The organism is Kitasatospora sp. NPDC050543 (genome assembly GCF_044457565.1).
Lineage (GTDB): Bacteria > Actinomycetota > Actinomycetes > Streptomycetales > Streptomycetaceae > Kitasatospora.
In genome coordinates, this window is sequence record NZ_JBITGZ010000033.1 from 1 (window position 1) to 20,305 (window position 20,305).

The following is a 20,305-nucleotide window of genomic DNA, read 5'->3' on the forward strand; positions in this document are numbered from 1 at the left end:
CTCAAGGAACGGACACTTCCTTCGAGCCACTCTCGTGAACTCTCCGGGCGCTTCGCTCTTTCGTGTTCCAAGCTTATCAGATGTTTTCCGCTCCGATTTCCGGAGTTTCGCTTTCCGACTTGCTTTCCGCCGCCCCTCTCGGTGCGACTCCGGAACTCTACGGCCACCCCGCCGCCACAAGCAAATCGTCCCGTCCCGGAGCTCCGGGACGGGACGATCTCAGGCAGGACTGCGCGTCAGCCGCGGCCCATCTCCTCCGCGATCGCCGCCGCGAAGGCGTCGATGTCGGCCTCCGTGGTGTCGAAAGCGCACATCCAGCGCACCTCACCGGTGTGCTCGTCCCAGAAGTAGAAGCGGTAGCGCTTCTGCAGCCGCTCGCTCACCTCGCGCGGCAGCAGCGCGAACACCGCGTTCGCCTGGACCGGGCGCACGACGGTGATGCCTTCGATACCGCGGACCGCGGCCTCCAGGCGGCGGGCCATCGCGTTGGCGTTGCTCGCGTTGCGCAGCCACAGGTCGCCGGCCAGCAGGGCCTCGAACTGGACGGAGACGAAGCGCATCTTCGAGGCCAGCTGCATGGACATCTTGCGCAGGTACTTGAGGTTGCGGACCCGCTCCGGGTTGAGGACGACCACGGCCTCGCCGAGCATCAGGCCGTTCTTCGTCCCGCCGAAGGAGAGCACGTCGACGCCGACGTCCGTGGTGAACGCACGCAGCGGCAGGCCGAGCGAGGCGGCCGCGTTGGCGAGGCGGGAGCCGTCCAGGTGGACGAGCATGCCGCGCTCGTGGGCGTGGTCGCAGACGGCCTTGATCTCCTCGGCCGTGTAGAGCGTGCCGAGCTCGGTGCTCTGGGTGATGGAGACGGCGAGCGGCTGGGCGCGGTGCTCGTCACCCCAGCCCCAGGCCTGCTGGTCGATCAGCTCGGGGGTGAGCTTGCCGTCCGGGGTGGGGATGGTGAGCAGCTTGATGCCGGCGATCTTCTCCGGGGCGCCGCACTCGTCCACGTTGATGTGGGCGGTGCCCGCGGCGATGACCGCGCCCCAGCGCGGGAGCAGCGACTGGAGGGCGACGACGTTGGCGCCGGTGCCGTTGAAGACGGGGAACGCCTCGGCCTTGTCGCCGAAGTGCCGGCGGAAGACGTCCTGGAGGTGGGCGGTGTAGTCGTCCTCGCCGTAGGCGACCTGGTGGCCGCCGTTGGCGACGGCTATGGCCGCCAGGATCTCCGGGTGCACGCCGGCGTAGTTGTCGCTGGCGAAGCCGCGGACGGCCGGGTCGTGGTGGCGCCGGGCGTCCGTCGCCGGGGCGTCGGTGGCGGCGGCGTCGGTGGAGTGGATCATCGGGCTGTCAGCCACAGGTGCTGTCCGTTCAGTTCTGCTGCGCGGCGGTCCCAGAGGCCCGCCAGGGTGTCGGCGAGGTCGGCGGTGTCGGTGAAGCCGGCGAACTTCGCCTCCGGCTTCTCCGCCCGCATCTCGGGACTGACCAGCGCCTTGATCACCAGGATCGCAGCCGCGGCGGTGGGCTCGCCATCCTCGGCGGTGGTCTCCTTCTTGAAGGAGTCGGCCATCGCGAGGGTCCAGGCCTCGGTGGCGGCCTTGGCGGCCGCGTAGGCGGCGCCACCGGCGGTCGGCTTGTGCGCGGCGGCGGCGGACACCATGGCGTACCGGCCGGAGGCGCTGCGGACCAGCGCGGGCTGGAAGGCCAGCGAGGTGTGCTGGAGGGTGCGCACGACGGTGTCGTGCAGGAAGTCCCAGTCGTCGATCCGGGTGTCGAAGAACGTCTTGCTGCCGCGCCAGCCGCCGACGAGGTGGAACAGACCGTCGACCTGGCCGTGCTCGGCCTCCAGGTGGTCGGCCCAGTCGTGGACCTCCTGCGGGTCGAGCAGGTCGATGACCTGCCCGCTGACCTTGGCGCCGGGCACGTCCGTCCGGACGGCCTGGAGGGCGGCGTCCAGGCGCTGGGGGTCGATGTCGGCGGCGACGACGGTGGCGCCGCCGGCCGCGAGGCGGCGTACGACGGCCTGGCCCGCGGGGCCGCTGGCCCCGGCGACGGCGATCACCTTTCCGGTCAGGGCGCTCATGCGGCGACCCCCTGGATGCCGGCGCCGGTGATGCCGGTGGTGGCGGCGATGACGCCGCTCAGCTTCTTGGAGAGGGCCTCGAAGAACATGCTCAGCGGGAACTCGTCCGGCAGGACGGCGTCGCACAGCGCCTTGTTGAGCGCCTTGCCCTCGGTGATGTCGAGCGGCAGCGCGTCGGTGCCCTTGGCCCAGGTGGAGGCCGGGTGCGGGGTGAGGTACTTGGAGACCAGCTGGTAGGCCGCGATCCAGTGGGCGGTCTTGGGGCGGTCGATGCCGTCCCGGTAGAGGGTCTCGATCTCGCCGCAGAGCGCGTTGGTCACGTCGGCGACGCGGGTCCAGTCGATGCTCAGGCGGTTGTCGCGCCAGCGCAGCGCGTCGTGCTTGTGGAGGTAGGCGAAGAGCAGCTGGCCGCCCATGCCGTCGTAGTTGCGCACGCGGTCACCGCTGACCGGGAAGCGGAACATCCGGTCGAAGAGGATCGCGTACTGGACGTCGCGGCCCTGGGCGTAGCCCTCGGCCTGAAGCTTGACGGCCTCCTTGAAGGCGGTCAGGTCGCAGCGCAGCTCCTCCAGGCCGTACATCCAGAACGGGCTGCGCTGCTTGATCATGAAGGGGTCGAACGGCAGGTCGCCGTGGCTGTGGGTGCGGTCGTGGACGAGGTCCCACAGGACGAAGGTCTGCTGTGCGCGCTCCTGGTCGGTGAGCAGGCTCGCGGCGTCCTCGGGGATCTCCAGGCCGAGCAGCTCGACGGCGCTGGTGGTGACGGCGCGGAAGCGGGCGGCCTCGCGGTCGCAGAAGATGCCGCCCCAGGTGAAGCGCTCGGGGGCCTTGCGCACGGCGACGGTCTCGGGGAAGAGCACCGCGGAGTTGGTGTCGTAGCCGGCCGTGAAGTCGGTGAAGGTGATCGGCACGAACATCGGGTTGTCGAAGCGGGTGCGCTCCAGCTCGGCCAGCCAGTCCGGCCAGACGACGTTCAGCAGGACAGCTTCCAGGTTGCGGTCCGGGTTGCCGTTCTGGGTGTACATCGGGAACACCACGAGGTGCTCCAGGCCGTCCTCGCGCTGGGCGGCGGGCTGGAAGGCGAGCAGGGAGTCGAGGAAGTCGGGCTCTCTGTAACCGGTGTCGGCCCACTTGCGCAGGTCCGCGCGGACGGCCGCGAGGTACTCGGCGTCGTGCGGGAAGAGCGGGGCGAGCTCCTCGACGGCGCTCAGCACGGTGGCGAGCAGCGGGTCGACGGTGTGGCGCTGCACGGCGGCCAGGTCGATGGAGCCGTCCTTGGACTGCAGGGGGCGCAGGGCTTCGACGGCGGTCTTGAGGCGCAGCCAGGCGGGGTGGCCGGCGGTGCTCTCCGCGGGAGCGTCGGCCGCCACGGCGAGCCTCGGCGAAAGATTCTGCATCAGGGACTCACTTCGACAGGAGTTATTTCGACGCTTACACCATAGATACAGGAGGTTCTCCTGTTCAAGGGGGGTTGGAGCGCGAAGTCTGCAAGTACGCTCGGCTACCGCCCGGCTACCGGTCGCCCGCCCGGGGACCGTGGCCGGGCCCGGCGGGTGGTGTCCGGGATGTGGACGGGCGTCCGGATGCTCTGGACAGCGGTACCGACGGAGTGCGAACCTCCCGCCATGCTCCCGGCGGTGATCCTGGTGGCCCGACGCCACATCGACCTGCTCCGGGTGTCCTGTTGCTGTTGTCCGCGCGGCTGTCGCTGCCGCTGCTGCTGACGCCGGCCCGGGGGCACCGCGGACGTGGTGCCGTATGCCCGACGATGCCGCCTGTGTCCCGGCGCCGCCACCGGGGAATGCAATCCGCCGTGGAACGGCGGACCGGGCTGTGCCGGCGCGCCCTTTCGCCTCCTCTCCTTCCGTCCTTCGCCGCGCCCTCTTCTGGAGCCCGTCCATGACCTCCGCCCGCAAGCCGTCCCCGATCGCGTCGCCCACCGCGTCCCCGAGTGCCTCCGCGAGTGCCTCCGCCTGCGGCTCTCCCGGCACCTCCCCTCGTGCCGCGCTCCGCGCGAGCCCTGGCCGGTCCTCGGGTACGCCGCGGGGCACGTCCCTGGCCCCGGGCCGGGGCCGTTCGCGGGCCGGCGCCGCGCTGCCCGTCGCGGCGCTGCTGGTCGCCGCCGCGCTGGCCGGCTGCGCCCCGCAGGACGCCACGACCTCCGAGGCCTCCGGTGCCGGCGCCGCGTCCGGTGCGGGCGCCGGGTGCGCGAAGGGTGCGCTGGCCACCAGGACCTCGGGCACCCTGACGATCGGGACGGACAAGCCCGCCTACGACCCGTGGTTCTCCGAGGACAAGCCGGAGAACGGCAAGGGCTTCGAGTCGGCGGTGGCGTACGCGGTGGCGGATCGGCTGGGCTACCCCAGGGAGAAGGTGAGCTGGGTGGTCAGTCCGTTCAGCAAGACCACCTCGCCCGGCGCCAAGGACTTCGACTTCGACGTCAACCAGGTGTCGATCAGCGCGGAACGCCGGCAGGCGGTGGACTTCTCCTCCGGCTACTACGACGTGCGCCAGGCCGTCATCGCGTTGAAGAGCTCCAAGGTGGCCGGCGCCAGGAGCGTCGCCGAGCTCAAGGGCGCGCGGCTGGGGGCCCAGGTGGGCACCACCAGCCTGGCCACCATCAACGACGTGATCAAGCCGGGTGCGCAGCCGGCCGTCTTCGACGACAACGACCTGGCGAAGGCGGCGCTGAAGAACGGCCAGATCGACGCGCTGGTGGTGGATCTGCCCACCGCGTTCTACATCACCGGCGCCGAGGTGACGGACGCCCAGGTGCTCGGTCAGTTCGAGGGGCTCCAGGGCGGGGCGCGGAGCGAGCAGTTCGGCCTGGTGCTGGACAAGGGCAGTGCGCTGACGGCGTGCGTCAGCCAGGCCGTGGACGCGCTGCGGGCCGACGGCACGCTGGCGGGGCTGGAGAAGCAGTGGCTGTCCGACGCCGTCTCCGCGCCGGTCCTGAAGTGACGGCCCCCTCGCCCGGTGGTGGGCTGCTCAAGGGTGGTGCGCCGGGCGCCGGAGGTGCAGCGCAGGGCGCCGGGGGTGGTGCGCCGGGTGGCGGCGCTCCGGCGGGCGATGCGGGGCGGGGCGGCGGCACCGGCGAGGGTGGCCCGGACGACTACCGCCCGTCCGCCCGGCGGCTGGCGCATCAGGCCTACCGCCGCAGCCGGGCCCGCCGGTCGGTGCTGATCGCCGGGCTGTCCACCGCCGGGACGGCCCTCGCGCTCTACCTGCTGGTGGTCAACTCCCCCGGCTGGCAGCGCACCCGGGAGACCTTCTTCAACCTCGGGTACGCGAAGCAGGCGCTGCCCGAGGTGCTCAAGGGCCTGCGGGTGAACCTGGAGCTGATGGTCTGCTGCGGGGCGCTGATCCTGCTGTTCGGTCTGCTGCTGGCGGTCGCCCGCACACTGCGCGGGCCGGTGTTCCTGCCGGTGCGGCTGCTGGCGACGGCGTACGTGGACTTCTTCCTCGGCCTGCCGATGATCATCTGCCTGCTGGCGATGATCACGGGTGTGCCGGCCCTGCGGCTGACCGGGGTGACCACCGACCCGCTGCTGCTCGGCGGGGCCGCCCTGGTGCTGACGTACTCCGCGTACGTCTCGGAGGTGTTCCGCGCCGGCATCCAATCGGTGCACCCCAGCCAGCGCGCGGCCGCCCGCTCGCTCGGGCTGAGCAACGCGCAGGCGATGCGGTACGTGGTGCTGCCGCAGGCGGTGCGCCGGGTGGTGCCGCCGCTGCTCAACAACCTGGTCTCGCTCCAGAAGGACACCGGGCTGGTCTCGATCGGAGGCGTGATCGACGCGGTGTACGCCGCGAAGATCATCACCGCGCACTCCTTCAACTACACGCCGTACGTGGTCGCGGCCCTGGTCTTCATCGCACTGACCATTCCGCTGACCCGCTTCACCGACTGGATCACCGCGCGGATGAACCGCCGTCAGCACCAGGGAGGTGCGGTATGACCGATGCGACGTCCCGGCCGGTGCTGCGGCTGGAGTCGGTGCGCAAGGCGTTCGGCGGGCAGCTGGTGCTGCGCGACGTCGACCTCACCGTGCCCGAGCACTCCGTCACCGCCCTGATCGGAGCCTCCGGTTCGGGCAAGTCCACGCTGCTGCGCTGCGCCAACCTGCTGGAGGAGATCGACGACGGCGCGATCTTCCTGGACGGGGAGGAGATCACCGACCCCCGGGTGGACGAGGACGCCGTGCGGCGGCGGATCGGCGTGGTGTTCCAGGCCTACAACCTCTTCCCGCACATGACCGTGCTGGAGAACATCACGCTCGCCCCGCGCCGGGTGCACGGCACGCCCAGGGCGCAGGCCGAGGCGGCGGCACTGGAGCTGCTGGAGCGGCTCGGGCTGGCGGCCAAGGCCGGGGAGTACCCGGACCGGCTCTCCGGCGGGCAGCAGCAGCGGGCAGCGATCGCCCGGGCGCTGGCCACCGGGCCCCGGTTGCTGCTGCTCGACGAGATCACCGCGGCACTCGACCCGGAACTGGTGGGCGAGGTGCTGGCGGTGGTCCGGGATCTCAAGGCGCAGGGGATGACGATGGTGCTCTCCACCCACGAGATGGGCTTCGCCCGGGAGGTGGCGGACCAGGTCTGCTTCCTGGACGCCGGGGTGGTGCTCGAACAGGGCACGCCGGAGCAGGTGTTCGGCGATCCGCGGGAGGAGCGGACCCGGCGGTTCCTGAGCCGGATCGTCGCCTCGGGCCGACTCGACCCGGGAGTCTGACGGCTGCGGTCAGATGGCTGAGGTCGGACGGCGCTGCCGGCCGGAGGGCGACCGCAGAGGTCCTGCCCCAGGCGTCCTACCGCGCACCGCACGCCCCGCCGGAGTGATTCACCCCGGCTGGGCACCTCTGCGCGCCCCCGTACGCGCCCTGCTGCGCGGCCCCGTGATCGGTGATCGTGGACGGTACACCCCGTACGCACCGGTCGGGAGGGGCGCCGATGCACGGATCAGCCGTTGTCAGCTGGCTGCTGGCGGCGCTCACCGGCGCCTCGGGCTGCTACTGCCTCGCCCGGCTGCGTGGCTCCGGCTGCGCATCCTCCCCCGGCGACGCCCGACGGCTGCCGAGCCACGAGTCGGACGCGGCCGAGGCGCTGATGGGCCTCGGCATGGCGGCGATGGCCGCCACCGGCAGCACCGTCCCGCCCGCCGTCTGGGCGTGGCTGTTCGGCCTCCCGGCCGCCGGGTTCCTGGTCGCCGCCCTCGCCCCGGCCACCCCGGCCCGCCGGGCCCACCGTCTGCACCACGCGATCGGCGCGCTGGCGATGACGTACATGCCGCTGAGCATGGCCACCGCTCCCGCGCACGCCCACCACGCCGGCGCGGCCGGCCTGCCGCTGCTGACCGGCGCGCTGCTCCTCTACTTCGGCGGCTACACCCTCTGGGCCGGCAGCCGGCTGCTCAGCACGCCCGGCGGCACCCTGCCCGCCGGCACGGCGGGCCTGCCGCAGGCCTGCCGGCTGACGATGGGGATCGGCATGTTCGCGATGCTGCTGACGCTCTGAGGCGGGTCCGGGCAGGGTATGGCTTGGGCCGGAGCCGCCGGCCCCGGCCGCCTCGGGTCAGTCTTCGCTGTCGCGCGGCGGGGAGTCCGTCAGGACGCAGCCGCTGCCCGCGACGGGCCTGCGGTACGCCCCGGGCGGGAGGTTGATGCTGAGGTCCGCGTCGCAGTTCATCCAGAGGGTGCCGGGCGTCGGCGTGAGGTCGTAGCTGCGCACCCGGATGAAGAACCCGTCGCCGATCTGGAGCGGCATGGTGCCCGGGTTGCGGCCGCCCATCGAGTCCTTCGCCGCCCGGGCGAAGGCCGCCAGGTCGGTGTACAGGCCGTACGTGACGTACCGGCTGCCGGAGTCCTCGTCCGCGGCCTTGGCCGTACGGCAGCGGATGGCCGAGGCGACGCCGGCCGGGAGCTTGGACTCGGGCCTGGAGTCGTCGCACGCGCCGCGATGCGCCCTGATCAGGGCGGCGACCTCGGCGTTGTCGTGGATGGTGCGCAGCCGGCCGTCGCCGTCGCCCTGGGCGGCGAACGCGTAGATGCCGCCGCCGACGAGGACCGCGGCGAGGGCGGCGAGTCCCGCCTTGGCACCGGTCGAGATCCGGCCACGGGCCGGGGCGGACCCGGCGGTGTCGCCGGACCAGGCCATCAGCGGAGGCTGCGCGGGGGGTCCAGCGGGCGGGGGCGGCGGCGGTGCCAGCGGCGGGGGCGGGAGCGGCGGCCCGGACGCCGCCGGCTGCGCCTCGTCGTGCCCGTACCCGAACTGGCCGTTGTCCATGAGTCCCCCGCTTTGCGCCCAACATGATGACGCGTCAGTTCACTGACGCGAACGACCATTCTGTCCCCTGCAAGGCCGGATGATCAAAACCTGGTACGGATGGTCGCCGAACCGGCGAGGAACGGCGACACGCCCGTGACAGTGGCCCGGGCAGGCGTGCCGGCCGGGCGGAGCGCCGCGATCGGTTTCAGCCGCGTGGCGTTGCTCACTGGTGGCCGGAATGCATATCGCACCCGCCGGGGAGCGCATAGGTTGGAGGCAGCGCACTGTCGCGCTCCGCGCGTAGTTGGGGGAGCCCCTGCCATGACGGCCCTGCTCGGCCTGTTGCTGCTCGGACTGCTGCTGTCGACCGTGGCGCCACGCCTGCTGGCCCGGGCCGGCTGGGCCGAGCGGGAACCCGTACTGGCGCTGCTGGCCTGGCAGTGCCTGGTGGTCGCGGTGCTGCTCTGCTGTGTACTGAGCCTGGTGCTGGCCGCCTCGGCCGCGCTGCCGCCGCTGCGGGAGCTGCTGTTCGCCGGTGCGCCGCACGGCGTGGAGGCGGCGTACGGGCTCCAGGGTGCCGAGGGCTGGGGGCGGCTGTGTGCCGCACTGCTGGCCGCCGGTGGGGTGCAGACGATGCTGGCGCTGACCCGGGAGGTCCGTTCGGCGCGGGCGATGCGTACCCGGCGGCATGCCCAACTCGCTGACCGCGCACCGGAACTGCCGCACTCGGTCGGCAGTCCGCGCAGGCGCAGGGAGCGACTGGTGGTGCTGGAGAACGTGCGGCCCGAGGCCTGGTCGCTGCCCGGCCAGGGGGCCCGGCTGGTGGTGACCACGGGCGCCCTGCAACAGCTGACCGACCGGGAGCTGGCCGCGGTGCTCAGCCACGAGCGTGGGCACGTCCGGGCGCGGCACCACTGGCTGTCGCAGTGCGCCCAGGCGCTGGCGAGCGGGTTCCCCGGGGTCGGGGTGTTCAGCGCGTTCCGCGATCAGGTCGGCGAGCTGGTGGAGCTGGCGGCGGACGACCGGGCGGCGCGCCGGCACGGGCGGACCACGACGGCACTTGCGCTGGCGGAGCTCAACCTGGGGCGCGGGGTGTTCGGCGCCTGCCCGCCGGGGCTGGCGCAGGCCCCGCGCCGGGTGGACCGGCTGCTGGCGGATCAGCCCCGGCTGCCGGTGCTGCACCGGCTGCGGCTGACCGTCGCCGCGCTCGGTGCGCCCGCCACTGCGTTGCTCCTGGCGGCCGCACCCGGGTTGTCCACGCTGCTCTGACCGCCCTGCGGAGCGTCCGCCGGGCCGTCGGCGGCGGCGCTGGCGGCATCAGGACGGCGCCCCAGGACGGCACAGGCCGCAGTCAGCTCGGGTCAGGTCGGGTCGCGTCGGGTCAGGTCAGGCCGCGCGCGGGAGGCTCAGGGGGAGCACGTCGACGGCTTGTCGGACGGCCTCTCGGAGAGCTTTCCGGACGGACGGTGGAGGGTGCGGGCCAGCACCTCGCGGTGCAGCGGGCGGGCCTGGTCGTAGCGAGCGCGACCCTCCTCGGTGAGCATCACGAAGATGCCCCGGCGGTCCACCTCGCACATCGTCCGCGCCACCAGGCCGGCCTTCTCCAGCCGCCCGATGAGGCGGGACAGCGCGCTCTGGCTCAGGTGCACGGTGTCGGCCAGCTCCTGCACGCGCTGGGGACCGATGGCGGCCTGCTGGCATTCGGCGAGGCGCTCCAGCACCTCGAACTCGCTCATGCCGATGCCGTGCCGCTCGCCGAGCTCTCGGTCGAGCGCACAGGTGGTCGCGGCGTGGCGGGCGAGCAGGTCGCGCCAGCCGGCGACCAGGGCCACCTCGGTGACGGAGTCGAGTTCGGACACCGGGCCAGGGTAGGCGCTCCCGTGAACTTATTGCAAGCGAATTATATCCGCTTGCATTGATTGCACATGCATGTAGTCTCCTCCCTATGACTCCGCCTAGCCGCTCCGACTCAACCAACGACCTCTCAAAGCCCTCTGACGTGTCCTCAGCCGGACAGCCGCACTGGACCCCACGACTCTGGGGCGCACTCGTCGTCCTCTGCGCGGCGATGTTCCTGGACGCCCTGGACGTCTCGATGGTCGGCGTCGCCCTCCCGTCCATCGGCACGGACCTGCACCTGTCCACCTCCGCCCTGCAGTGGGTGGTCAGCGGCTACGTCCTCGGCTACGGCGGCCTGCTGCTGCTCGGCGGCCGTGCGGCCGACCTGCTCGGCCGGCGCCGGGTGTTCCTGGTCGCGCTCGGCGCCTTCGCCGCCGCCTCCCTGCTGGGCGGCCTGGTGGACGACGGCGGCCTGCTGATCGGTGCCCGCTTCCTCAAGGGCGTCAGCGCCGCGTTCACCGCCCCCGCCGGGCTGTCGATCATCACCACGACGTTCCCCGAGGGCCCGGCCCGCAACCGCGCGCTGTCCATCTACACCACCTGTGGCGCCAGCGGCTTCTCGCTCGGCCTGGTGCTCAGCGGTCTGCTCACCTCGGCCGGCTGGCGCTGGACCTTCCTGATGCCCGTCCCGGTAGCGCTGCTCGCGCTCGTCTTCGCCATCCGCATGCTGCCCCGCCCGGCCGAGAACGAGCGCGCCTCCGGCGGCTACGACATCGCCGGCGCCATCACCGGCACCGCCGCCGTCCTGCTGCTCGTCTTCACCGTCACCGAGGCGCAGGGCGCCGGCTGGCTCAGCCTGCGCACCGTCGGCTCGCTGCTCGCCGTGATCCTGCTGGCGGCCGCCTTCCTGATGATCGAGCAGCGCACCGCGCACCCGCTGGTCCGGCTCGGCATCTTCCGCAACGGCGGCGTCTCGCGGGCCAACCTGATCGCCTTCACGCTGATGGGCTCGTACGCGGGCTTCCAGTTCATCGCCACCCTCTACCTCCAGCGACTGCTGGGCTGGTCCGCCCTGGAGATGGCGTTCGGCCTGCTGCCGGCCGGCGCGCTGGTCGCCCTCTCGGCGACGAAGATGGGCGCGATCGTCGACCGCTTCGGGACGGGGCGACTGCTGCCGATCGGCGTGCTCGCGCTGCTGCTCGGCTACGCCGGGTTCCTGCGGCTGGACGAGCACAGCTCGTACGTCACGCTGGTGCTCCCGAGCATGATCCTGCTCGGCATCGGCTTCGCGCTGGCCTTCCCCTCGGTCAACATCGCCGCCACCGACGGCGTCGCCGACGAGGAGCAGGGGCTGGCCTCCGGACTGGTCAACACGGCCTTCCAGGTCGGCGGCGCGATCGTGCTGGCGGCGGCCACCGCGGTCATCACCGCGGGCAGCGGCGGCGGTGAGAGCGCCCAGGCCCAGCTGGACGGCTACCGCCCGGCCCTGCTGCTGGTCACTGGGGTCGCCCTGGTCGGCTTCGTGGTGGCGGCGACCGGCGCCGCGATCGACCGGCGCAAGCGGTCGATCCCCGTCTCCGTACCCGACTATGATTACCCGTCAGCCGACCTGAAGACGCCGAACGACTCCAAGGTGCTCGCCGAGCGCTGACCGCACCGGCACATCACGGCATCGCCCACCCGGCCGGCGGCCCTCGCCGGCGGGTGGGCGCGCCGGTTCCACCAAACCCCCGTGTTGGTGGAACCGGCGCGTCCGCGTACGAACCTCACGCCGTCCCCGCCCCCCGGCGGGGCGGCATCGGTGCGGGCGCCGGGCAGTATATTGGCCCGGAGCCAACGGACGTACGGAGCAGACACGATGGCACCTCGTGGTGATTCGGTCAACGAGGAAATGCGCCGACGCTCCCGCCGACGCATCATGCGCGCCACCGTCGAACTCGTCGACCAGCACGGATACTCCCGCACCACACTGAGTGACATAGCCGAGCGGGCCGGACTCGCGCGCGGGCTGCTCTCCTACTACTTCGAGGGCAAACGACTGCTGATGCAGTGCGCCACCCACCGGCTGATACACCTGGAGCTCTCCCGGGCACTGGCGGAGCTGGCACCGGACGCCTGCCCCGAGGCCAGGCTCGCCCGGGCCATCGACGCGGTGCTCGGGGTGGCACTGGCCCACCCCAGGGTGATGCGCTCGCACCTCGCACTGATCCTCGACCCGGACACCGGCGCCTTCGTCCAGGACCCGGAGCAACAGCGGCTCGGCGCGATCCTCCAGGACGTGCTGCGCGAGTGGGGCGCACCCGATCCGGTCGCGGAACACGCGGTGCTGCGCAGCGCGCTGATGGGCGGCTGCATCGGGGTGTTGCTGCCGGGGGCGGAGCTCCCGCTGCCGCCGATCCGGGCGGACCTCTTCCGGCGCTACGGGCTCGCCTGGGAGCTCGGCCTGCCGCCGCAGCCGGGCCCGCCGGCCAGCGCGCAGCCGCCGGCGCGCAGCTGAGGCGCGGCGGACGGGACACCAGCTGCGCTCGCCGGCTCGGACTACCGGTCGGGGCGCTCAGCGCTCCGCGAGGATCGAGGAGAGCAGCTCGATGGTGCGCTCGGGCGTCAGGCTGTCCACGCAGAGCCGCTCCATGACCTGGACGTACGCGTCGACGTCGTCCCGCTTGTCCAGGTAGAGGGCGCTGGTGAGCTGCTCCAGGTAGACCACGTCCGCGAGGTCCTGTTCGGGGAAGCGCAGGATGGAGAAGGCCCCGCTCTCGCCCGCGTGCGCGCCGAAGCGGAAGGGCATCACCTGGACGACCACGTTGGACTGCTCGGCGATGTCTATCAGGTACTGGAGCTGGCCGCGCATCACCTTGGGCCCGCCGACCGGCCGGCGCAGCGCCGCCTCGTCGATGACGGCCCACAGCCGCGGGCTGTTGCCCTCGGTCAGCAGCTTCTGGCGGCGCTGGCGCAGGCTGACCCGGCGTTCGATCTCCTCGTCGCTGATCACCGGGCGGCTCTGCCCGAAGACGGCGCGGGCGTACTCCTCGGACTGCAGCAGGCCGGGGATGAACTGCACCTCGTAGGTTCGGATCAGGGTGGCGGCTTCCTCCAGACCGACGTAGGTCTGGAACCAGCCTGGCAGCACGTCGTTGTAACTGTGCCACCAGCCGGACTTGTTGGCCTCGCGGACGAGGCCGAGCAGGGCCTCCCGCTCGGCGCCGTCGTCCACGCCGTAGAGGCTGAGGAGGTCCGCCACGTCGCGCTCCTTGAAGCTGACCCGGCCCAGCTCCATGCGGCTGATCTTGGACTCGGACGCGCGGATCGCGTACCCGGCGTCCTCGCGGGTGATACCTCGCGCCTCCCGGAGCCGGCGCAGTTGTGATCCCAGGAGGATCCGGCGGACCATCGAGCCGCCGCCCGGCTGAACTGTGGTCATGCGGTCGAAACCTCCACCTTGGGCAAACAGGGCACAGTCTGCCATCAGTTGAGCGCTCACGGTGCCGGTACTGACGGATCTATCTATCAGTTAGGTATCGGAGACACCAGGATGCACGTGCATTCGGCGCTTGCATATGCCAACAGTGCGATTGCACGTGAATCGACTCTTGCATCTGCAGTGAGCGCAGAGGACCATGGTGCACGTGCACTTGCACATCCCTGGCAATCCCGCGGGCTCCGCGTCGACACCACGCGCGACACCGCACACCGTCCGGCGGCGCAGCAGCGCGACCGGGCGTTCGTGTGCGCGCGCGGGCCGGTCGAGGGGGCGGCCGAGCGGCCGAGCGAGTCGGAGGTGACCGGCATGACCCCGGCGGGTCCAGCCGTGTCCGCCCCCTTATGGGAGGAGCTCTTCATGAGCACCGGTACGGCCCTGGCGGTCGACCCCCACGTGGTCACCTGTACGCTCGCTCCCCGCTACGAAGCCGTCAGAACCGCGCGCGACTTCGCGAGAACCACCCTCCACCGCTGGGGGCTCGGCGACCTCTTCGACGATGTCGCCCTGGTGGCGTCGGAACTGGTGACCAACGCGCTGCGGCACGCCGTCGGCGCCCGCCCCGAGCACCTCGCCGGCACCCCGATCGCCGATCTCTCGGCCTTTCCCCTCCAGGCGGGGCCGCAGCACGCGCCGGACGCGCGGCTGCCGATCCGAATAAGCCTGGTGCACCGCTCACCGCAGGTGGTCTGCGCGGTCAGCGACCCGAGCAGTACCGGGCCGGTCGCCCGGGAGGCCGACTTCGTCGCCGAGTCCGGCCGGGGCCTGCACCTGGTGGACTCCTTCAGCCGCTCCTGGGGCTGGCACCCGCTGGCAGGCGCGGGGAAGGTCGTCTGGGCCCTGTTCGAGGCCGAGGAGCAGCCCGCCGCCGTGCAGGAGTCCGGTGGCCGGCACCGCCGCTCGGCCTAGCCTGCGGGAGAACCGGCCCGGGCGCGCACCACGGCGCCCGGCGAGCGGGCGCGGCGTACCCGAGCAGGACCGCCGGCGGGTCCGCGGGTGGGTCCGTGAGCGCGTCCACGAAAGACTAAAGGCCGTCGTGGTGTCAGCACCCACGACGGCCCCCCGATGGTGAGGGCGGATCAGACCGCCAGATGGTCGAACTCCCCGTCCTTGGCCCCCAGCAGCAGTGCCGCTATCTCGGCCCGGGTGTATATCAGCGCCGGACCGTCCGGGAAGCGTGAGTTACGCATCGCGACGTCACCGCCCGGCAGTGCGGCGAACTCGACGCAGTTGCCCTGAGAGTTGCTGTGCAGGCTCTTCTGCCAGACCACTCCTTCGAGGTCCGCAGCCGCCATGCCGTTGTACGTGTGGTGCATAGAAGTCTCCCGAAGAGCTCCGGAGTTGTCGTCCGGCTCGGCGCCCCGGCCGCACAGTCGCGAGCGACCGGCCCGGCCCCTACCGGCCCGGTGTACGCCTTACTTGACGTGATGATAGCTCCAGTGCACGTGCATCAGCACGGGACGTTGCAGGTGCATGATGGTCAACACGAAGTGATGCAACCAATTCCGGAACCATTCGACGGCGGTGCATAAGGGGACATAGCCGAATGAACCGGAGAAGGCGTGCTCACCGCGCGTAGGCGGCGCCCTGCTCAATGTTGATCTTCGAACGCCGGGAGTCGCCCCGCCGTGACCCACAGTCAGTCACCTCGCCCCCTGTGAGACATCTCACTTTGGACGCGTACGGACTTGCGGCGGTTCACACCCGTGCGGCCCGACGTGATTATGCGGACCAATTTGCTGAGCTATGTCCCAATTGCGGGGGCACTGACCTCGCATTCCCGGCAGCCGAATGCAGGTAGCCCGGCCTGATGTCCTACGATCTCCGCCATGAGCACCGCAGCCATCCCGGGCGCGCCACTGCCCGTCCGTACGCCAGGCTCCCGTGCGCGGGGGCGCCACCGCCGACCCGAGCGCCCCGAGATCCCGGCCGGCTCCCCGGCCCTGGTGCTCGCCGTGCCCGCGACCGCCGGACCCGAGTCCCGTTCCGTCGTGGACGAGCTCCTGTCGATCGTCCGCAGCGAGCAGTCCGGCGTCGAGACCGCCGCCGGCTACCTTCCGGACGCCTCCGGCGAGAGCCCCACCGACGCCCCGACCGTGGCCGACCTGCTCGCGCAGGCCGCCGAGGCCGGCATGCCCGCGCCGGTGGTGGTTCCGCTGCTGCCCGGCCCGCACGGCTTCCTCGCCGAGCTGAACGAGCTCGCCGCCGCCGCCGGATCCACCGTCACCGATGTGCTCGGCCCGCACCCGCTGCTGGCCGAGGCCGTCCACGTCCGCCTGTCCGAGGCCGGGCTCGCCCGCGCCGACCGGGCCAGGCTCTTCGCCATCGCGACCTCGGCGGACGGCGTGGTGCTGACCACCGTCGGTGGCGAGGAGGCCGCCGCCGCGGCCGGGATCACCGGTGTGCTGCTCGCCGCCCGGCTCGCCGTGCCGGTCGTCTCCGCCGCCCTGGACGTCCCCGGCTCGGTCGCGGCCGCCGTCGAGCACCTGCGGGCCACCGGCTCGGAGCGCCCGGCGCTGGCCCCGCTGGTGATCGGCCCGGAGGCCGACCCCGAGCTGCTCGCGACCGCCGCCGAGGAGACCGGCTGCCCCAGCGCGGCCCCGCTCGGCGCCTACCCGACGGTGGGCCAGCTGGTCGCCTCCACCTACCTCGCCGCGCTGGAGCGGGAGCTGGCGGCCGCCGAGGCCGAGCTCGCCGCCGCGGAGGCCGAGCAGGCCGGGCCGGCCGAGGAGCAGTCGGCCGAGTAGTCGGCTCGTTCGCGCCGAAGGGGTTCCGGGTCCGCCCGGAACCCCTTTCGCGTTGCGCCGCCGCCCGGCCCTCGGGCTGCGGGACTCAGGATCCGGCGGTGAGCCGGCTGGTGGACGCCGCGGCGTCCTTGAGGGCCAGCGCGGGCAGCAGGACGGGACGGGCGCCGCCCGCCACCGCCGGGGCCGGCGTCGTGGCGGCGTTCCACTGCGGCACGGCGGTGCCGCCCGCCCCGGGCTTGCGCACCTGCACGGCGCCGGCCTCGCCCGCCCGGCGCAGCACGATGCTCTTCGGCGCCGACGACTGCGGGTCGAGCCAGAGCTCGCTGCCGGCCGGGCCGGCGAACTCGCAGTCCAGCACCGCGATGTCGTCCGGCCGGCCCTCCTGGTCGGCCTGGAAGGCGATGCCGGCCCGGCGATAGCCGGTCAGCCGGCAGCGGCTGAAGGTGACGCTCTCACCGGCGAGCTGGTGCCGGGCGGTGGCGACGGCGTAGTCCGACTGCCCGGCGGCGTCGATCAGCAGGCCGTCGAAGACCGTCCCCTTGTCGCGTCCCAGCGAGTGCAGGGCCACTCCCCCGGCGGCGTTGCCGTACAGCACGCTCGCGGTGTAGTCGAAGTCGTTGAGGTAGGCGCCGTGTTCGATGCCCCAGCCGCCGTTGTGGTAGCCGACGAACTGGGTGACCACGTGGTGGTGCTCGGCGTTGAGCCAGACGAAGATGCCGTCCTGCAGGTTGTTGTGGGCCAGGCAGCGCTCGAAGGTCCAGACGCCCTCGCTGGTCTCCGGCCACTCGTAGCCGGAGGCCCCGGTCGCGCCCTGGACGCCGACCGCGACGCAGTCCACCGCCCGGCCGCCGCTGCCGGCCCCGAGGCTGAAGCCCGTCAGCCGGTAGGCGCGGGGGGCGGGTTCGAAGACGGTGCGGGAGGCCACGCAGGACTCGTACGTGATGTCGTCGGAGGGGCCCTGCGGGGTGCGGGTGTCCAGCGGGCCGTCCCACCAGTAGGCGTCCTCCCAGGTGTCGTGGCTGACGCAGCTGCGGAAGGTGATGCCGTGGCTGCCGTGCGGGACGAAGGCGTGGTTGCCCGCGTCGCGGACCACCACGCCCTCGACGACCGTGCCCCGGCTGCTGTCGGCGAGCAGATGGAAGTGCAGGGCGTAGCGGCCGACGACGGGCGCGGTGACCGGGGTGGCGCCCTGCGGGCCCTGCCAGCTCTCGCGGGTGTCGGTGCGCGGGCCGAGCCAGCGCAGTGCCGCGTGCCGGACGTCGGGCGGGCGGGAGCTGGTCAGGTGGATGTGGGCCCGGCCGCCGGCCGTGCCCTCGACGCGGACGTTGCGGGTCAGATTGAGCACCTCGGCGCCGAGGGTGACGCCGCCTCCGGTGGCCACCCGGGGGTGGGCGTGGGCGAGCGGCACGTCCAGCGTGACGGTGTTTCCACTGACGGTCCTGATGGTGCGCAGGTCGTAGGAGGTGGAGAAGTCCGCCTCGCTCGGGGCGGCGGTGGGGGTGACTGCGAGTTCGTCGCCGGGCTGCCAGCCGGCCGGGGCGGCGGCCAGCTCGATGGTGGTGTCCCCCGCCTTCAGCGCGGCGGCGGCGCGGACCCAGGCGGCACGGGGGGCACCGTCGAGGCGCAGGTAGCCGGCGCCGGTGACCCAGAGGCCGGTGTCGGTGTCCAGGACGCTCATGCCGTCGCCCTTGAAGCGGCGCTCGTCGACGGCGGGGAAGCGCAGGGTGTGGGTGGCGGTGCCGGCGGGGGCGAGCGCGAGCGCGCCGCGGACCTCGACGTTGCCCGCCGAGCTCAGGGTGAGCGTGCGGTCGGAGGCGAAGACCAGCACGCCTGATGGTTCGATGACGATTGATCCGATTTCCAGGTCAATGTCCAGAATGACCCGGTCTGCGATGCGAACCGCGCTGCGCGGACCCGGCACCGAGCCACCCCAGCCGGCCGGATCGGACCACCGGCGCCCACTCTCGTCCACCGCGGGCGGCGACTGCCCCGCCGCCGGCGGCGGGCCGCCGTGGGTGTGCCCGGGGTCCGCGCCGGGGTGCCCGGAGCCGGCGGCGGGGGGTCCGACTGATGGTTCGTGGGCGTCGCGCCCGCTCAGCGAACGGCGTAGCAGCTCCTCGCCGGAGACCGCCGCCAGGGCGCTACCGACGGCCAGCCAGCGGATCATCGTCCGCCGTCGCAGCGGCCGGCCCGCACCGGCCCCGGCGACAGGGCCATTGGTCCCGCCGGCCGGCCCGCCCCCGGTGTTCCGCTCGTCACTCGCGACCATGGCCTCGTAGCCCTCCCCCCAGACGGCTGCGTCATGCGCTGACTCCTGAAGCATAGGCAGATCTCGCCGACCGCAAGGGGCTTGTTGGAAACCGCCCGTTTCTGATCATGTCGGACACTCTGTCGCGATCTTGCGGAGGCCTCGTGAGCAAGCTCACACATGTTTGCAGTTTGAACTTAAGTCTGCTTAACGTGCTGCCGCTCGTGGTCACACGGGCCCAGTTCACCCGCAACGCCGAGGCCTGCCGTCGGGTGCGCTGGCAGCGCGAAAACGCACCACGGCAGGCGCGGGGGACCCAGGTAAGCCGCCCCGGACCGGTCCCACACCGGTTCAGGGCTAGGGGTGAAGCCGTGCTCAGTACGGCCGGGCAACTCCAGCCCGAATCCGACAGCTCACCTCGCAGGCGTGGGAGAGGAACGCTTCTTCATGCTGCCCACCAACGGCACCCGTCTGTCCAGCCGCACCCGCCGCCTGATCGCCGCCGTCGGCGTGGCAGGCGTCGGCCTCTCGATCCCCTGCCTCGCCTCCGGCACCGCCTCCGCCGCTTCCGTCGCCACCTGGGACAAGGTCGCCCAGTGCGAGAGCGGCGGCAACTGGGCCATCAACACCGGTAACGGCTTCTACGGCGGCCTCCAGTTCACCTCCAGCACCTGGGCCGCCTTCGGTGGCACCGCGTACGCCTCGCAGGCCAACCTGGCCACCAAGGCGCAGCAGATCACCATCGCCGAGAAGGTGCTCGCCGAGCAGGGCCCCGGCGCCTGGCCCGTCTGCTCCGTGCAGGCCGGTCTGACCAAGGGCGGCCCCGCGCCCGTCCTGGACACCACCGCTCCGGCAGCTCCGGCCGCTCCGGCCGCCCCCGCCGCCAAGGCCCCGGCCCCGGCCGCCCCGGCCGCCAAGGCCCCGGCCGCCCCCGCCAAGAGCGACCAGGGCACCGGCAAGTCCTGGTCGCAGCAGCACGGTGCGCACGCCTCCAGCTACACCGTGATCGCCGGCGACTGGCTCTCCTCCATCGCCGACAAGGAGAACGTGCAGGGCGGCTGGGAGCGCCTGTACGAGCTCAACAAGTCCGTCCTGACCGACGGCCCGAACGTCATCTACCCGGGCCAGCACCTGTCCCTCGGTGACGACAAGGCCGACGCGGAGCACTTCGACTGGTTCAACCGCTCCGCCGCCCCCGCCGCCAAGGCCGAGACCAAGCCGGCCGCCGCCACCGCCACCAAGGCCGCCGCGACCACCTCGGCCCAGACCGCGACCGGCAGCAAGGCCGCCGCGGTCTCCTTCGCGCAGTCGAAGGTCGGCCAGGCGTACATCTACGGCGGCACCGGCAACGGCGGCTGGGACTGCTCCGGTCTGACCCAGGCCGCGCTGCGTGCCGCCGGGATCTCCATCCCGCGCGTCGCCGCCGACCAGGCCGCCGCCAGCACCCACGTGTCGCTGGACAAGCTGCAGCCGGGCGACCTGCTGTTCTGGTCCAACAACGGCAGCGACTCGGGCGTCTACCACGTCGCGATCTACACCGGCAACGGCAGCTACGTCGAGGCCGCCAACCCGAGTGCGGGCGTCAGGGTCGAGACCATCGCCAACTGGGCCCCGGACTTCGCCGGCCGGGTCTGATCCCAGCGGCGCGGTACGCCGCG

The 20,305-nt window shown here is 72.5% G+C and carries 18 protein-coding genes and 1 riboswitch; of the genes, 10 read left to right on the forward strand and 8 right to left on the reverse strand.

The window, feature by feature from the left end:
* Positions 1 to 236: 236 nt before the first annotated feature.
* The 3 genes from ACIBH3_RS29350 to ACIBH3_RS29360 are packed head-to-tail and all read right to left on the reverse strand — an operon-like array spanning position 237 to position 3,474.
* The gene (locus ACIBH3_RS29350; RefSeq protein WP_396315189.1) at positions 237 to 1,337 is read right to left on the reverse strand and encodes a threonine aldolase family protein; all 1,101 of its coding nucleotides are present in this window, start codon (positions 1,335 to 1,337) and stop codon (positions 237 to 239) included.
* Positions 1,334 to 2,077 (reverse strand): SDR family NAD(P)-dependent oxidoreductase, encoded by a 744-nt coding sequence (locus ACIBH3_RS29355; protein WP_396315129.1) that lies wholly within the window; start codon positions 2,075 to 2,077, stop codon positions 1,334 to 1,336. The genes ACIBH3_RS29350 and ACIBH3_RS29355 overlap by 4 nt, the downstream gene beginning before the upstream one ends.
* A complete protein-coding gene (locus tag ACIBH3_RS29360; protein ID WP_396315130.1) occupies positions 2,074 to 3,474 on the reverse strand; it encodes a DUF6421 family protein in 1,401 nt (466 codons plus the stop codon). Before ACIBH3_RS29360 ends, ACIBH3_RS29355 begins: the two co-directional genes overlap by 4 nt.
* A 502-nt stretch (positions 3,475 to 3,976) precedes the next feature.
* Between ACIBH3_RS29360 and ACIBH3_RS29365 the strand changes: the two genes are divergently transcribed.
* The 4 genes from ACIBH3_RS29365 to ACIBH3_RS29380 all read left to right on the forward strand — a co-directional run bounded on the left by ACIBH3_RS29365 (position 3,977) and on the right by ACIBH3_RS29380 (position 7,585).
* Positions 3,977 to 5,038, forward strand: coding sequence for an ABC transporter substrate-binding protein (locus tag ACIBH3_RS29365; RefSeq protein WP_396315131.1), 1,062 nt, complete (start codon positions 3,977 to 3,979; stop codon positions 5,036 to 5,038).
* Positions 5,039 to 5,211: 173 nt separating this feature from the next.
* On the forward strand, positions 5,212 to 6,033 hold the full coding sequence (locus ACIBH3_RS29370) for an amino acid ABC transporter permease (protein WP_396315190.1): 822 nt from the start codon (positions 5,212 to 5,214) through the stop codon (positions 6,031 to 6,033).
* Positions 6,030 to 6,803, forward strand: a complete 774-nt coding sequence (locus tag ACIBH3_RS29375) for an amino acid ABC transporter ATP-binding protein (protein ID WP_396315132.1) — start codon at positions 6,030 to 6,032, stop codon at positions 6,801 to 6,803. Before ACIBH3_RS29370 ends, ACIBH3_RS29375 begins: the two co-directional genes overlap by 4 nt.
* A 218-nt stretch (positions 6,804 to 7,021) precedes the next feature.
* The gene (locus ACIBH3_RS29380) at positions 7,022 to 7,585 is read left to right on the forward strand and encodes a DUF5134 domain-containing protein (RefSeq protein ID WP_396315133.1); all 564 of its coding nucleotides are present in this window, start codon (positions 7,022 to 7,024) and stop codon (positions 7,583 to 7,585) included.
* A gap of 57 nt (positions 7,586 to 7,642) precedes the next feature.
* Here the strand turns inward: ACIBH3_RS29380 and ACIBH3_RS29385 are convergent, their stop codons facing one another.
* Positions 7,643 to 8,224, reverse strand: coding sequence for a hypothetical protein (locus ACIBH3_RS29385; RefSeq protein WP_396315134.1), 582 nt, complete (start codon positions 8,222 to 8,224; stop codon positions 7,643 to 7,645).
* 432 nt (positions 8,225 to 8,656) lie between these two features.
* Between ACIBH3_RS29385 and ACIBH3_RS29390 the strand changes: the two genes are divergently transcribed.
* On the forward strand, positions 8,657 to 9,604 hold the full coding sequence (locus tag ACIBH3_RS29390; RefSeq protein ID WP_396315135.1) for a M56 family metallopeptidase: 948 nt from the start codon (positions 8,657 to 8,659) through the stop codon (positions 9,602 to 9,604).
* Between the two features lie 137 nt (positions 9,605 to 9,741).
* Here ACIBH3_RS29390 and ACIBH3_RS29395 read toward each other — a convergent pair whose 3' ends face one another.
* A complete protein-coding gene (locus ACIBH3_RS29395) occupies positions 9,742 to 10,194 on the reverse strand; it encodes a MarR family winged helix-turn-helix transcriptional regulator (protein ID WP_396315136.1) in 453 nt (150 codons plus the stop codon).
* Between the two features lie 86 nt (positions 10,195 to 10,280).
* Here ACIBH3_RS29395 and ACIBH3_RS29400 point away from each other — a divergent pair, with 86 nt between their 5' ends.
* The gene (locus ACIBH3_RS29400; protein WP_396315137.1) at positions 10,281 to 11,825 is read left to right on the forward strand and encodes an MFS transporter; all 1,545 of its coding nucleotides are present in this window, start codon (positions 10,281 to 10,283) and stop codon (positions 11,823 to 11,825) included.
* Between the two features lie 207 nt (positions 11,826 to 12,032).
* Entirely contained in the window at positions 12,033 to 12,671 is a 639-nt protein-coding gene (locus tag ACIBH3_RS29405) for a TetR/AcrR family transcriptional regulator (RefSeq protein ID WP_396315138.1), read from the forward strand.
* 57 nt (positions 12,672 to 12,728) lie between these two features.
* Here the strand turns inward: ACIBH3_RS29405 and ACIBH3_RS29410 are convergent, their stop codons facing one another.
* On the reverse strand, positions 12,729 to 13,595 hold the full coding sequence (locus tag ACIBH3_RS29410) for a helix-turn-helix domain-containing protein (protein WP_396315139.1): 867 nt from the start codon (positions 13,593 to 13,595) through the stop codon (positions 12,729 to 12,731).
* A 417-nt stretch (positions 13,596 to 14,012) separates the two neighbouring features.
* Between ACIBH3_RS29410 and ACIBH3_RS29415 the strand changes: the two genes are divergently transcribed.
* Positions 14,013 to 14,561 (forward strand): ATP-binding protein, encoded by a 549-nt coding sequence (locus tag ACIBH3_RS29415; RefSeq protein ID WP_396315140.1) that lies wholly within the window; start codon positions 14,013 to 14,015, stop codon positions 14,559 to 14,561.
* Between the two features lie 170 nt (positions 14,562 to 14,731).
* On the opposite strand, the gene ACIBH3_RS29420 is transcribed toward ACIBH3_RS29415, so the two are convergent.
* Positions 14,732 to 14,968, reverse strand: a complete 237-nt coding sequence (locus ACIBH3_RS29420) for a DUF397 domain-containing protein (protein ID WP_396315141.1) — start codon at positions 14,966 to 14,968, stop codon at positions 14,732 to 14,734.
* Between the two features lie 513 nt (positions 14,969 to 15,481).
* On the opposite strand from ACIBH3_RS29420, the gene ACIBH3_RS29425 reads away from it, so the two are divergent.
* Complete coding sequence (locus tag ACIBH3_RS29425) at positions 15,482 to 16,399, forward strand: sirohydrochlorin chelatase (RefSeq protein WP_396315142.1); 918 nt, start codon at positions 15,482 to 15,484, stop codon at positions 16,397 to 16,399.
* A gap of 85 nt (positions 16,400 to 16,484) precedes the next feature.
* On the opposite strand, the gene ACIBH3_RS29430 is transcribed toward ACIBH3_RS29425, so the two are convergent.
* Positions 16,485 to 18,668, reverse strand: a complete 2,184-nt coding sequence (locus ACIBH3_RS29430; protein WP_396315143.1) for a hypothetical protein — start codon at positions 18,666 to 18,668, stop codon at positions 16,485 to 16,487.
* 263 nt (positions 18,669 to 18,931) lie between these two features.
* Positions 18,932 to 19,089: riboswitch (cyclic di-AMP (ydaO/yuaA leader) on the forward strand.
* Here ACIBH3_RS29430 and ACIBH3_RS29435 point away from each other — a divergent pair.
* Positions 19,074 to 20,282, forward strand: coding sequence for a transglycosylase family protein (locus tag ACIBH3_RS29435; protein ID WP_396315144.1), 1,209 nt, complete (start codon positions 19,074 to 19,076; stop codon positions 20,280 to 20,282). It overlaps the preceding riboswitch by 16 nt.
* Positions 20,283 to 20,305 lie beyond the last annotated feature (23 nt).